Genomic DNA, 13,838 nt, shown 5'->3' with positions numbered 1-13,838 from the left:
GGTGGGGGTGGAGCGGGCTGCCCAGGCGGCGTCTTCGGCCTGTTTGCGGGCCAGGCCGTCGCGGCCGTCGTAGCGGAGGAAGGCGGGGAGGGCGGCGGCCAGGACGACGGTGCCGAGGACGCAGAGGACGCCGCCGGAGACGATCGAGCCGTTGACGCCGAGCGGCGTGCGGGCGACCAGGCCGGAGCGGAGCTGGCCGAGCAGCGGACCGGTCGAGTACGACAGCATCTCGATGCCGGCGAGCCGGCCACGCAGGTGGTCGGGGATGGTCTGGTTCCAGATGGTCATCCGGAACAGCCCGGAGACCATGTCCGCCGCCCCGGCCAGCACCAGGAACAGCAGCGCCAGCCAGAGCCAGCCGGACAGGCCGAAGCCGACCACCGCGAGCCCCCAGGCGCCCGCCGCGAGCACCACCATCAGCCCGTGCCGGTGAACGTGCTTCACCCAGCCGGAACTGACCGTGGCGAGCAGCGAGCCGGCCGCCGGTGCGGCGTAGAGCAGCCCCAGCACCGCCGGGCCGCCCAGCTTCTCCGCCATGAACGGGTAGAGCGCCTGCGGCATGCCGAAGAACATCGCGTTGATGTCGACCAGGTAGGTGCCGAGCAGTTCGGGGCGGCTGCGGGCGTACCGCAGACCGGTGGCCACCGAGCGCAGCGACGGCCGGTCGGCGGCCGGCGGCGGTGGCACCGCCCGGACCAGCGCCAGGCAGGCCAGCGAGAACGCGAAGGTGGCCAGGTCGATGGCGTACACCCAGGCCAGGTCGACGGAGGCGATCAGCACGCCCGCGACGGCCGGGCCGCCGAGCTGCGCCACGTCCATGCGCAGCGAGTTCAGCGCGCCGGCCGCCGGGATCTGGTCGGGCGGGACGATTCGGGGGGTGAGCCCTTCCAGCGCCGGGCGCTGCAACCCGTCCAGCGCCGCGGTCGCCGCCGCCACCACGTAGAGCAGCCACAGCTGCGGCGTCGCGGAGAGCGAGTTGACCAGCAGCACCCCGCAGAGCAGCGTGAAGCCGATCTCGCCGCCGAGGACCAGCCGCCGCCGGTCCAGGTAGTCGGCGAGCGCGCCGCCGACGAAGGCCATCACGAGCAGGGGTACGAGCTCACAGACGCCGAGCAAACCGACCAGCAGCGGATCGCCGGTCAGTTGGTACACCTGGTACGGCAGCGTCACGTACGTGATGAACGACCCGAAGCCGGACACCCCCGCCGCGCCGAACACCAGCCGGAAGTCCCGCGAGGTACGCAGCGGCGTGAGATCCAGGGCCAGCCGGCGGAGCAGTCTCACGGGCGCCCATGGTGGTCGAGCGCCGCCCGGCCTGTCGACGCCTTTTCCGAGCCGGACGCATGTTCCGCACGGGCCGGGAAAGAAGGCGGGATGACCACGGAAGCCCAGGGCAGCCCGGTGCTGAACGCCCGCCAGATCCGCCTGCTGATGTTCGGCCTGATGACCGGGATGCTGCTGGCCGCGCTCGACCAGACCATCGTCGGTACGGCGCTGCCCACCATCGTCGGCGAGCTGGGCGGCATCAACCACTACTCGTGGGTGGTGACCGCGTACCTGCTCGCCTCCACCGCCTCCACCCCGCTGTACGGCAAGATGGCCGACCTGTACGGGCGCCGGCCGGTCTTCCTCTTCTCGATCGGCACGTTCCTGCTCGGCTCGCTGCTGGCCGGCCTGTCGCAGGACATGACCCAGCTGATCGTCACCCGGGGCATCCAGGGCGTCGGCGCGGGCGGCCTGCTGACCCTGGCGTTCACCATCATCTCGGACGTGGTCTCACCCCGGGAGCGGGGCCGCTACCAGGGGCTCTTCGGCGCGGTCTTCGGGCTGTCGTCGGTGGCCGGGCCGCTGGTGGGTGGCTACTTCGCCGAGACGAACTGGCGGTGGATCTTCTACATCAACGTGCCGCTGGCGATCCTGGCGATCGTGGTCTGCTACCACGTGATGCGGCTGATCCCGTATCAGCGGCGGGAGCACGCGATCGACTGGCTCGGCGCGGGGCTGCTGGTGGCCGGGGTGAGCGCGCTGCTGCTGGCGCTGAGCTGGGGCGGCAACGAGTACGCCTGGGGCTCCGGCGTGATCGTCGGGCTCTTCGTCGCCGGGGCGGTGCTGGCGGTGGCGTTCGTGGCCCAGGAGGCCCGGGTCGCCGAGCCGATCCTGCCGTTGCGGCTGTTCCGCAGCGCCACCTTCGCGCTGGCCAACTCGGCCGGCTTCGTGCTCGGTCTGGTGATGTTCGGGTCGATCATCTTCATCCCGCTCTACCTCCAGATCGTCAAGGGCGCCTCGCCGACCCGCAGCGGTCTGCTGATGCTGCCGATGATGGCCGGGATCATCGTCACCTCGGTCCTCACCGGCCGGGCGATGAGCCGAATGGGCCGGTACAAGTGGTTTCCGGTGGTCGGCTCGGTGGTGCTGCTGGTCGGCACGCTGCTCTTCACCCGGCTGGAGGTGGACACCTCGCTCTGGGTGGCGTTCGGCTTCATGGTGGTGATCGGCGTCGGGCTGGGCCTGTGCATGCAGTCGCTGATCCTGGGGGTGCAGAACGCGGTCGACGTCCGGGACCTGGGGGCCGGCACCTCGGCGGCGACGTTCTTCCGGTCGCTGGGGGGCGCGTTCGGGGTGGCGATCCTCGGCGCGGTGCTCTCCTCCCGGCTCACCGGGCAGCTCGCCGACCGGCTGCCGGCCGCGATCGCCCAGCTCCCGCCGGACCAGCGCGCCGCCGTCGCGGCCAGTGGCGGTGCCGACATCTCGATCAACGACCCGGCGACGATCCTGGCCCTGCCGGAGCCGGTGCGGGCCGCCATCCAGGCCGCCTTCGTCGAATCGCTGGACCTGGTCTTCCTGACCGCCGGCCTGATCGCCGTCGTGGCGGTGCTGGTCACCCTGGCCCTGCCGGACGACGAGCTGCGCGGGGCCGGTCCGCAGGGCGCGACCGGTGGCGCCGACCCGCTTGGTGGAAAGGCCGCCGCTCCCGGGGGCAAGCCGCTGACGAGGGAGTCGAAGGAGGAGGCCGCCGCCGAGATGGAGGCGAAGTCGCAGACGATGCTCTGAGCGCCCGCTATGCGGGTACGGCCGCGAGCAGGTCGAGGATCAGCGCCAGCGGCGGCCAGCCCGTACGGCCCCGGCGGGTGACCGCGTACGAGCGCAGCCGGGCCTGCGGGCCGGTGAGCGGGAGCAGGCGTACGCCGGGAACGGTCGGCTGGTCGGCGGGGAGCAGCCCGACCCCGAGCCCGGCGACGATCAGGTCCTGGACGAGTTCCAGGCTGTCCGCGCGGTGCCCGATCCGGGGTTCGAAGCCCGCCATCGAGGCGATGGTCCGGACGACCACCTCGTCGGCGGTGTAGCGGGAGTTGACGATCCAGCTGTGGTCGCGGAAGCGGCCGAAGACGGCTGCGGCGTCGTCCGGGCCGTCCGGGACGTCGTCGGCCGGTACGCCGAGGCTCCACGGCGCCGACCAGAGCGGCGTCGCCTCCAGCGTCCGGTCGACGGGCGCCGGTGCGAGGTTGTAGTCGTAGGTCAGGGCGAGGTCCACGTCGTCGGTCGCCAGCAGCGCGAAGGCCTCGGCCGGTTCGTGTTCGTGGATGCGCAGCCGGACCTGCGGGTGGCGGGCGGCGAGGTGGGCGGTGATCGGTAGCAGTGACCGGCGGACGGCGGTGGCGAAACCGGCGACCCGGACGGTGCCGGCCGGCTCGGCGCGCGGGTCGAGATCCAGCCGGGCCGCGTCGACGGCGGCGAGGATGGTCACCGCGTGCTCGGCCAGCCGCCGGCCGGCGGGGGTGAGCCGGACCCGGCGGCCCTGCGGCTCGATCAGGGTCGCGCCGACCTCGCGGGCGAGCGTGGCGAGCTGCTGCGAGACCGTGGACGTGGTGACGCCCAGCTCGTCGGCGACCTCGCGCATCGATCCGAGCCGGGCCAGCTCGCTCAGCAGGCGCAGGCGGCGGAGGTCCACGGCGTCGATTGTTCACGATTGCCGAATGGTTCGTCCAGCAATGACACGTGGACGTGAACGGTAGGCAGCGGCTCTACTGGGGGGCATGGCTACCACCCGCAGCGGCGCCTCGATGGCCGTCGCGTCGATGCTCTTCGTCCAGCTCGGCCTGGCCGCCTCGGTCTCCCTCTTCGACGAGGTGGGGCCCGAAGGGGCCGCCTGGCTGCGGCTGGCCTGGGCCGGCGTGCTGCTGCTCGCGGTGGTCCGCCCCCGCCCCGCCGGCTTCACCCGGCGCGCCCTGCTGTCCTGCGTGGCGCTCGGCGTGGTGACCGCCGGAGTCACCATCCTGTTCATGGCCGCAGTGGCCCGCCTGCCGCTGGGCACGGCGAGCGCGCTGGAGTTCCTCGGCCCGCTCGGCGTGGCGGTCGCCCGGGGCCGGGGCGGGACGAAGCTCTGGCCGGCGCTGGCCGCCGTGGGCGTGCTGCTGCTCACCGAGCCGTGGCGGGGCGGTGTGGACCCGGTGGGCGTCGTTCTCGCCCTGGCCGCGGGCGCCTGCTGGGCGGCGTACATCCTGCTCACCCAGCGGGTGGGCGACGAGGTCTCCGGCATCCGGGGCCTGGCCGTGTCGATGCCGGTGGCCGCCGTGGTCGCCACCGTGGTGGTCGGTCCGGGCGTCCTCGGTGACCTCACCTGGCAGGTGCTGCTGGCCGGGCTGGGGCTGGCCCTGCTCCTGCCGGTGGTGCCGTTCGTGCTGGAACTGCTCGCGCTGCGCCGGCTCACCACCGCCGCGTTCGGCACGCTGATGAGCCTGGAGCCGGCGATCGCACTGGTCATCGGCCTGGTCGCGCTGCACCAGGTGCCGGGCGTCGCGGCGGTGGCCGGGATCGCCTTCGTGGTGGCCGCCGGCGTCGGCGCGGAATGCACCGGCGCGCGGCCGGCGCCGGTCGCGGCGGGCCGGCCCGAGCCGGTCGCGGCCGGGACTACTTCAGGATGAGCCGGTTGGTCTGCTCGAAGACGTCGAGGTCGGCGAGGGTCTCCGGCACCGAGGCCGACAGCGGCGAGGGGAACGCGTCGCGCGCGAAGAAGGCCGCGTCGGTGGTCTCGTCGGTGATCCGGGCCAGGTCGCCGTCCCAGTCCTCGACCCGGAACGCGGTGGTGAAAATCTGGTACGTGTGCCCGTACATGTTGGTGTGGGTGCGGTCCGGCCCGGTGTAGAGGGCGAAGGCGCTGACCCGCAGCGCGCGCAGCCCGGTCTCCTCGCGGACCTCGCGTACCGCGCAGTCGGCGATCGACTCGCCCAGCTCCATCGCGCCCGCCGGCAGCGCCCAGTGGCCGTTGTCCGAGCGCTGGATCAGCAGCACCCGGCCCGCGTTGTCCCGGACCACGGCGCGGGCCCCGACGAACATCAGCGTTCGGTCACCGGCCAGGGCGCGCAACTGCCCCACGTACGAGTCGGCCCACGAGATGCTCACTGGGACAATCTACGCAGCTTCCCCGTGGCTGCTCCGGAGTTCCGGGGGTTCCCAAGCTGTGACCGGCGACACTAGCTTGTGATCCATGCGTAGCACGATGATGGACGCCCCTCTCCAGGTCTCCCGGATCCTCGAACACGGCGCAGGAGTGCACGGCGCGGCCGAGGTCGTCACGTGGACCGGCGCCGAACCGCGCCGGATGTCGTACGCCGAGGTCGGCCGCGCCGCCGCCCGGCTCGCCCACGCCCTGCGCGACGAGTGCGGGGTGACCGGCGACGAACGCGTCGCCACCTTCATGTGGAACAACAACGAGCACCTGGTGGCGTACTTCGCGGTGCCCAGCATGGGCGCCGTGCTGCACACCCTGAACATCCGGCTCTTCCCCGACCAGGTCGCCTACATCGCCAACCATGCCGAGGACCGGGTGGTGCTGGTCGACTCGACGCTGATCCCGCTGCTGGCGCGGGTGATCGGCGAGATGACCACGGTGCGGCACGTGGTGGTGGTCGGCGGCGGCGACCCCGCGCCGCTGGTCGCGGCGGCCGGCGACCGGATCACCCTGCACCACTGGGACGAGCTGCTGGCCGGCCGCCCCGACAGCTACCAGTGGCCGGAGGTGGACGAGCGGGACGCTGCCGCCCTCTGCTACACCTCCGGGACCACCGGCAACCCCAAGGGCGTGGCCTACTCGCACCGCTCGATCTACCTGCACTCGTTGCAGGTCTGCATGCCGGAGGGCTTCGGGCTGGGGCCGGTCGACCGGGAACTGGCCATCGTGCCGATGTTCCACGCGATGTCGTGGGGCCTGCCGTACGCGGCCTTCCTCTCCGGCGCGTCGCTGATCATGCCGGACCGGTTCCTCCAGGCCGCGCCGATCGCCGAGATGATCGCCGCCGAGCGGCCCACCCTGGCCGGCGCGGTGCCGACCATCTGGAACGACCTACTGACCTACCTGGACAACCACGACGTGGACACCTCCTCGCTGACGGAGGTGATCGTCGGCGGATCGGCCTGCCCGCCCGCGCTGATGCACGCGTTCGCCGAGCGACACGGCATCGAGGTGATCCACGCCTGGGGGATGACCGAGATGTCGCCGCTGGGCTCGGTCTCCCGGCCGCCGGCCGGGGCCACCGGCGACGACGCCTGGCGCTACCGCTACACCCAGGGCCGGGTGCCGGCCGGCGTCGAGGCGCGGATCGTCGGCCCGCTGGGCGAACCGCTGCCCGCCGACGGGACGTCCGTCGGGGAGCTGGAGGTCCGCGGGCCGTGGGTTACCGCCCGGTACGTCGGCGACGAGGCACCGGACGAGGAGAAGTTCCGCGACGGCTGGCTGCGTACCGGTGACGTGGGAACCCTCTCGCCGGACGGCTACATCACCCTCACCGACCGGGCCAAGGACGTGATCAAGTCGGGCGGGGAGTGGATCTCCTCGGTGGAGCTGGAGAACGCGCTGATGGCCCACCCGGACGTGCAGGAGGCCTGCGTGGTGGGGGTGCCCGATCCGCGCTGGGACGAGCGTCCGCTGGCCACGGTGGTGATCCGCGAGGGTGCCACGGTGACCGCGGAGGAGCTGCGGGCGTTCCTGGCGAAGTCGGTGGCGCACTGGCAACTGCCGGAACGGTGGGCCTTCATCGACGCGGTGCCGAAGACCAGCGTGGGCAAGTTCGACAAGAAGGTGGTCCGCTCCCGGTACGCCGACGGCGGGCTCGAGGTCCGGGAACTCACCGGGCCGTAACGTTTTCCGGCGCACCGTCGCCGTATGGGGCAGGGACGTACTCCTGAGACATCCCTCCCCAGGGGCGGCCCCGGCGTTCGCACCGCGCCGGGGCCGCCCGCTCTCTGCGGGGCGACCCGCACAGTCATTCTTGCGAAACATGTTCGCCTCTGTCCCGATGACGTGGAAATCCGCCCAGCTCAGCGGCCCTGGTGTCGGTGGCGGCTCGTACCATCGGCAGCGATCCGGCCGTCCTGGGCCGGTCCCGCCGCCGACCTCGGAGACGTCATGGCCACCCTGAAGACCGCCCCGACCGACGCCAGCGCGGACGACTTCCTCGCCGCGGTGCCGGACGAGACCCGCCGCCGCGACGCCCTCGTCGTCCGCGACCTGATGCGACAGGTCACCGGCGAGCCGCCGACCATGTGGGGCGACGCCATCGTCGGCTTCGGGCAGCGGCACCTGCGCTACGCCAGCGGGCGCGAGCTGGACTGGTTCCTGGTCGGGTTCTCGCCGCGCAAGGCGGCCACCACCCTCTACCTCGCCGAGGAGTTCGGCGAGAAGGAGCAGTTGCTGGCCCGGCTGGGCCGGCACACCACCGGCAAGGGCTGCCTCTACGTCAAGCGGCTCGCCGACGTCGATCTCGACGTGCTGACCGAGCTGGTGCGGGCCTCGGTCGCCCAGGCCCGCGCCGAGTGACCGTCACTGCTCGCTGGTGGTGATCAGCACCTTACCGACCACCGAGCGCTCCACCGCCTCGTGCGCGGCGGCCGTGTCGGCCAGCGCGTAGTGGTGCAGCGGCAGCCCGGCCTCCGCGCCGACGCGTACCGCCCCCTGCTCGACCGCCGCCGCCACGTCGGCGAGCGCCCGCGCCTTGGCCGCCGCCGGCTCGGTGTAGACGAGTACGAACTGCCAGCGGGCGTTCGGCACCATCAGCGGCCGGATCGGCAGGGTGACCTCGTCCCCGCCGTCGTCGGCGTACACGCAGACCGCGCCGCCGGGGCGTAGCACCTGCACGTCGGCGGCGGCGTTGCGGGCGGCGGAGACCTCGACGATGGTGTGCACCCCGTCGGGGGCGATCTTGCGGACCTCCTCGACCACGTCCTGTCGCCGATAGTCGATCACGAAGGACGCGCCGGCCGCCGCGGCGAGCTGCGCCTTTCCCGGGCTGCTCACTGTGGCGATGACGCAGGCGTCGGCCCAGCGGGCGAGCTGGATCGCCGCGTTGCCCACCGCGCCCGCCCCGCCCTGCACCAGCACCACGTGGTCGCTCAGCGCACCCGCGTGCAGCTTGGTCGGCATGTACTCGCCGGCGGTCAGGCACCGGTGCGCGGTGAGGAACGGGATGCCCAGGCAGGCGCCCAGGTCGAAGGAGGCGGAGCCGAGGGATACCGCCTGGCGGACCGGGACCACGGTGTACTCGGCGGCGGTGCCCCAGGGGCGCTGCCAGGCGGCCTCCCAGACCCAGACCCGCCGGCCGATCAGGATCTGGTCGACACCCTCGCCGACCGCCTCGACCACCCCGGCGCCGTCCTGCCCGGGGGTCTGCCAGCCGGCTGGCAGCGGCCGGGAGCGGCGCCCCTTCCAGTCGGTGGGGTTCACCCCGGCGACCGCCAGCCGGACCAGCACCTCGCCCGGCCCCGGCTCCGGCACCGGCCGGTCCACCAGCTTCAGCACCGAGAGATCGCCGGTCTGCTCGTACACGATCGCCTTCATTCCCGTCTCCCTCCGACAGTCGCGTTCCCCATCTTCGCCGATCCCGCCCGGCCCGGGGTGGCGTCGCAGGGTCGCCGGCCGTGATCACCTCCGGTGGTCGTCCGAACACCTCGGGTCGACCGAACGGCTGATCCATCACGATCGATGAGACAAATAAGATCGTCGATCAGGTGTGCCAAATTGTCACGGGGGACGGTTCGGTCATGGAGTTCCGCCTGCTCGGGCCCGTCGAGGCCACCATCGGTGACCATCCGGTCCAGCTCGGCGGCGTCAAGCCGCGCACGCTGCTGGCCGCGCTCCTGGTCGAGCACGGGCACGTGGTGCCGGCGGAGCGCCTGGTCGACGTCATCTGGGGCGACGGGCCGCCGGGCACCGCCCGCGCCGTCCTGCAGACGTACGTCTCCACCCTGCGCCGGTCGTTGGGCGGCGGCGTCGGCACGGCGATCGTCACCCGGTCGCCCGGCTACCTGATCCGCGTCGGTGCGGCCACTCTCGACCGTGACCTCTTCGAGGAGCTCCTCGCCCAGGGGCGCCGGGCCGGCGCCGCCGGCCGCCACGACGAGGCCGTCGAGCTGCTCCACCGCGCCGCGGGACAGTGGCGGGGCGCGGCGCTCGGCGGGGTGGAGAGCGAGCTGCTCGCCGGCGAGGCCGCCCGCCTGGAGGAGCTGCGGCTGACCGCGGTCGAGGAGCGCACCGGGATCGAGCTGCTGCTGGGCCGGACCGAGCGGGTGGCCGCCGAGCTGACCGACCTGGTCCGCCGGCACCCGTTCCGGGAACGGATGCGGGGGCAGCTGATGCGGGCGCTGAGCGGGCTGGGACGGCGTCCGGAGGCGCTCGCCGTCTATCGGGACGGCCGCGAGGCGATGGTCGAGGAGCTGGGCATCGAACCGGGTCCGGCGATCCAGGCGATCCACGAGGCGATCCTCCGCGACGAACCCGAGCGGGACCGGCCGCCGCTCGCGCCCACCATGCCCGCCGACCGGGGCGCGCCGAGCCTCACCTCGGCTCCGGTGTCACCCGGTCCGGCGACCCGGCCGGCCCGGGCGGTGCCGGCGCAGCTTCCGCCGGTGCCGGCCGACTTCACCGGCCGGGGCGCCGAGCGCACCCGGCTGGCGCAGGAACTCACCGCCGCCACCGCCGATCGGCCCGCCCCGATCCAGGTGGTCGTCGGACCGGGCGGGGTAGGCAAGTCGACGCTCGCCGCGCAGGTGGCGCACGACGTCACCGCCAGCTTCCCGGACGGCCAGCTCTACGCGGAACTGCGCGGGATGAGCGGGACCCCGGTCGAGCCGCGGGAGGTGCTCGGGCGGTTCCTGCTGGCCCTCGGCACGGCCGCCGACCGGCTCCCCGACGGCACCGAGGAGCGGGTGGAGCTCTACCGCACCCGGCTGGCCGGGCAGCGCACCCTGATCCTGCTCGACGACGCCGCCACCGAGCAGCAGATCCGGCCACTGCTGCCCGGCACGGTCGGCTGCGTCGTGGTGGTCACCTCGCGCAGTCCACTCGGCGGACTCGCCGGCACGGTCCTCACCGAGCTGGCGGTGCTGCCCGAGCAGGAGTCCGTCGAGCTGCTCGCCCGGCTGGTCGGCGCGGACCGGGCCGCCGCCGAGGAGGTCTCCACCGGCCGCATCGTCCAGCAGTGCGGGGGCCTGCCCCTCGCCATCCGGGTGGCCGGGGCGCGGCTGGCCAGCCGCCAGCGGTGGCCGCTCAAGCTGCTGGCCGACCGCCTCGCCGACGAGCGGCGGCGGCTGGACGAGCTGGCCATCGGCGACCAGGAGGTACGCGCCAGCATCGGGCTGAGCTACCGCGGCCTGGAGGCCGGGGACGCGGCCGTGCTGCGGGTGCTGGGCCTGCTGGGCCTGCCCGACTTCCCGGCCTGGGTGGCGGCGATCGCCCTCGACCTGGGCGAGGAGGAGGCCGAGCAGGCCATCGAGCGGTTGATGGACGCGCAGCTCGCGGAATTCGTCCAGGTCGACGGCACCGGTCACCTCCGCTACCGGCTGCACGACCTGGTCCGGTTGTACGCCCGCGAGCGCGCCGAGGCCGAGCATCCGGAGCCGGAGCTGCGGGAGCTGGTGAGCCGGGTGACCACCACCTGGCTCTGGCTGATCGACGCGGTACGCCGCAGCGCGTCGACCGGCCCGCCGCCCGCCGGGGCCGGCCGGGCCCTGGGTGACCTCGTGGAGCGGGTGCTCGACCAGCCGCGCAGCTGGTTCGCCACGGAACACGACTCGCTGGTCCGGGCGGTGGAGGTCGCCGCCGAGCGCGGGCTGGACCAGCAGGCCTGCGACCTGGCCTCGCTGCTGTCCACCTTCCCGTACGCGACCGCGAGCCGGTTCGAGAGCTGGACCCGTACCCACGACGTGGCGCTGGCCGCCGCCCGGCGCAACGGCAACCGGCACGGTGAGGCCGTCCTGCTCTCCGGTTTCGGTCAGCTCCGCTGCGCCCAGGACCGGTACGCCGAGTCGGCGCAGTACCTGACCCAGGCGCTGGAGGCGTTCCGCGAGGGTGGGCACCGGCACGAGGAGGCGCTCACCCTGACCGCGCTCGGGGCGACGTGCCGGGAGCAGTGCCGGTTCGCCGAGGCGCTGTACTTCCTCGGCTGCGCCGAGCCGATCGCCCGTCAGCTCGGCGACGACGCGGTGCTGGCGGACGTCCGGCGGCTGGCCGGGGCGGTCCGGCTGGAACAGGGCGACCTGCCCGCCGCCCGGGCCGACCTGGAGGTGGCGATGCGCGTCTACCAGGGGCTCGGCGACCGGCGGGGCGTGGCGCTGACCTGGCGGATGCTGTCGCTGCACCACCGGGCCTGCGGCGAGCTGCGGGAGGCGCTGGCGCTCGCCGTGCGCGCCCGGGACACCTTCCGCGAGCTGGACGAGAGCCTGCTGGCGGCGTACGGGGACCGCGCGGTCGGCAAGGCCCTGGTCCGGCTCGGCCGCAGCACCGAAGCGCTCGGCCTGCTGCAACGGTCGCTGGGCACCAGCCGCCGCGCCGGTGACCGCTGGGGGGAGGCGGCCACCCTGCGGGTCCTCGGCGAGCTGCACCTGTCCCGGCGGGAGCTGGCCGACGCCGAGCGGCACCTGCGGGCCTCACTGCGGCTCTGGGACGAGTTGGAGCTCGCGCTGCCCCGCGCCCGGGTGCTGCGGAACCTGGCCCAGCTGGCCGCGATCCGGGGCCACGACGACGCGGGCCGGCTGGCCCGGGAGGCGCTGCGGGTCTTCGAGGACCACGGCGCCCGCGAGCGCGGCGAACTGGCGGCGGAGCTGGCCGAGGCGCGCCCGCCCGTTCTGTAGTCCGTCCTGTAATCCGCTGTAGACCGCGTTGCAGCGGCCCTGGCCTGATCCTGCAGACCACCCGCCGAACCTCCTTGCATCAGCGGCGACAACCGCCGCACGAATTGAGGAGTTCGACGATGCGGAAGTTGAGGATGCGCGACCGGCTGCTGCGAATGATGGCCGCCGGCCTGGTGCTGGTGGCGACCACCACGGGCACGGTCGCCGTCGGTCTCACCACCACGGCGGCGCCGGCGCAGGCGTCCGTGGTGGCCGGCTCGATCACGCGGACGGAGGTGCTGGCCCGGGCGAAGTGGTGGATGGACACCTACGGCGTCGTCTACAGCCAGAGCCAGTCCAACCAGAAATCCGACGGGGACGGGCACTACTACCGGCCGGACTGCTCGGGCTTCGTCTCGATGGCCTGGCACCTGCCGAAGAAGGGCGACGGCTGGGACCGGAACACCGGCGACCTGGCGGACTTCGGTGACACCACGAGGATCAGCCTCGGCTCGCTGCGACCCGGCGACGCCATCCTCGGGGAGAGCTACGGGCACGTCGCGCTCTTCGACAAGTGGGCCAACGCCGACCGGACCCAGATGTGGGTCTACGACGAGTACGGCACCGGCAAGGAGGGCCGGCACATCATCCAGAACCGGTCCTGGTACGCGAGCGAGGGCTTCGTCGGGCTGCACTACAACCGGATCCGCGACGGCGCGGTGGTGAACAACGACTTCGACGGTGACGGCGACGCCGACGTGCTGGCCCGTAACGCGTCGACGAAGGACCTGCACCTGTACCGGGGCAACGGTTCCGGTGGCTTCGCCTCGGGCACCGGCGCGGCCTTCAGCAACAACTGGTCGGCCTTCGACACCATGTTCAACGCCGGTGACTTCGACGGTGACGGCGACGCCGACGTGCTGGCCCGCAACGCGTCGACGAAGGATCTGCACCTGTACCGGGGCAACGGCTCAGGCGGCTTCACCTCGGGCACCGGCGCGGCCATCAGCAACAACTGGTCCGCGTTCGACATGATCTTCCCGGCGGGTGACTTCGACGGCGACGGTGACCCGGACGTGCTGGCCCGCAACGCCTCGACGAAGAACCTGCACCTGTACCGGGGCAACGGCTCCGGCGGCTTCGTCTCGGGTACCGGCGCGGCGTTCAGCAACAACTGGTCCGCGTTCGACCGGATCCTCTCCCCGGGCGACTTCGACGGCGACGGCGACTCCGACATCCTGGCCCGCAACGCCTCGACCAAGGACCTGCACCTGTACCGGGGCAACGGCTCCGGCGGCTTCACCTCGGGCACCGGCGCGGCCATCAGCAACAACTGGTCGGCCTTCGACATGATCTTCTCAGTCGGCGACTTCGACCGCGACGGGGACGGCGACGTGCTGGCCCGTGCCTCCGGCACCAAGGACCTGTGGCTGTACCGCGGCAACGGCTCGGGCGGGTTCTCCTCCGGTGCCGGAGCGATCAGCAACAACTGGTCCGCCTTCGACCGCATCTTCTGATCCGCCCCGGGGCCGGGTCAGCGGATCCGGCCCCGGGCGTCCACCCCCCCGAATCCTTCCCCGCGAAAGGGACACCCGTCATGCAGCAGAACCGCCTCCTGGCCACCCTCGGACTCAGCGCGGCCCTGGCCGGATCGGTGCTCGCCGCCGCCACGCTGAACACCAGACTGAGCGCCAAGATGGACGGCTACATGGACGCGTACCGCGTCTCCTGCGCCCGGA

The 13,838-nt window shown here is 73.1% G+C and carries 10 protein-coding genes; 6 read left to right on the top strand and 4 right to left on the bottom strand.

What is annotated here, in order from left to right:
- Positions 1-1,284: MFS transporter (locus tag ACSNN7_RS26570; protein WP_436683702.1), on the bottom strand; the 1,284-nt coding region annotated here is incomplete at its 3' end.
- A gap of 90 nt (positions 1,285-1,374) precedes the next feature.
- On the opposite strand from ACSNN7_RS26570, the gene ACSNN7_RS26565 reads away from it, so the two are divergent.
- Positions 1,375-3,051: an MDR family MFS transporter gene (locus ACSNN7_RS26565; RefSeq protein WP_436683701.1), complete on the top strand. Its 1,677-nt coding sequence runs from the start codon at positions 1,375-1,377 to the stop codon at positions 3,049-3,051.
- Between the two features lie 7 nt (positions 3,052-3,058).
- Here ACSNN7_RS26565 and ACSNN7_RS26560 read toward each other — a convergent pair whose 3' ends face one another.
- On the bottom strand, positions 3,059-3,949 hold the full coding sequence (locus ACSNN7_RS26560; RefSeq protein ID WP_436683700.1) for a LysR family transcriptional regulator: 891 nt from the start codon (positions 3,947-3,949) through the stop codon (positions 3,059-3,061).
- A gap of 85 nt (positions 3,950-4,034) precedes the next feature.
- Between ACSNN7_RS26560 and ACSNN7_RS26555 the strand changes: the two genes are divergently transcribed.
- Positions 4,035-4,922, top strand: coding sequence for an EamA family transporter (locus tag ACSNN7_RS26555; protein WP_436683698.1), 888 nt, complete (start codon positions 4,035-4,037; stop codon positions 4,920-4,922).
- Here the strand turns inward: ACSNN7_RS26555 and ACSNN7_RS26550 are convergent.
- Positions 4,909-5,400 carry an NUDIX domain-containing protein gene (locus tag ACSNN7_RS26550; RefSeq protein WP_436683696.1) on the bottom strand — a complete coding sequence of 164 codons (492 nt, stop codon included), beginning with the start codon at positions 5,398-5,400 and terminating at the stop codon, positions 4,909-4,911. The two genes, ACSNN7_RS26555 and ACSNN7_RS26550, sit on opposite strands and share 14 nt — an antisense overlap.
- A 100-nt stretch (positions 5,401-5,500) precedes the next feature.
- On the opposite strand from ACSNN7_RS26550, the gene ACSNN7_RS26545 reads away from it, so the two are divergent.
- Positions 5,501-7,135, top strand: coding sequence for a fatty acid--CoA ligase (locus ACSNN7_RS26545; RefSeq protein ID WP_436683703.1), 1,635 nt, complete (start codon positions 5,501-5,503; stop codon positions 7,133-7,135).
- Between the two features lie 267 nt (positions 7,136-7,402).
- The gene (locus tag ACSNN7_RS26540; protein WP_436683695.1) at positions 7,403-7,813 is read left to right on the top strand and encodes a DUF1801 domain-containing protein; all 411 of its coding nucleotides are present in this window, start codon (positions 7,403-7,405) and stop codon (positions 7,811-7,813) included.
- A gap of 3 nt (positions 7,814-7,816) precedes the next feature.
- Here the strand turns inward: ACSNN7_RS26540 and ACSNN7_RS26535 are convergent, their stop codons facing one another.
- Positions 7,817-8,830 (bottom strand): NADPH:quinone reductase, encoded by a 1,014-nt coding sequence (locus tag ACSNN7_RS26535; RefSeq protein ID WP_436683693.1) that lies wholly within the window; start codon positions 8,828-8,830, stop codon positions 7,817-7,819.
- A 203-nt stretch (positions 8,831-9,033) separates the two neighbouring features.
- On the opposite strand from ACSNN7_RS26535, the gene ACSNN7_RS26530 reads away from it, so the two are divergent.
- Positions 9,034-12,120, top strand: a complete 3,087-nt coding sequence (locus tag ACSNN7_RS26530; protein WP_436683691.1) for an AfsR/SARP family transcriptional regulator — start codon at positions 9,034-9,036, stop codon at positions 12,118-12,120.
- Between the two features lie 119 nt (positions 12,121-12,239).
- Complete coding sequence (locus tag ACSNN7_RS26525; RefSeq protein WP_436683690.1) at positions 12,240-13,616, top strand: FG-GAP-like repeat-containing protein; 1,377 nt, start codon at positions 12,240-12,242, stop codon at positions 13,614-13,616.
- The last annotated feature ends 222 nt before the right edge of the window (positions 13,617-13,838 follow it).

The sequence above is a fragment of the Micromonospora sp. URMC 105 genome, from assembly GCF_051386295.1.
Lineage (GTDB): Bacteria > Actinomycetota > Actinomycetes > Mycobacteriales > Micromonosporaceae > Micromonospora.
The sequence above is the reverse complement of the archived record's forward strand: the minus strand, read 5'-3'. Positions and strand labels throughout refer to the sequence as shown.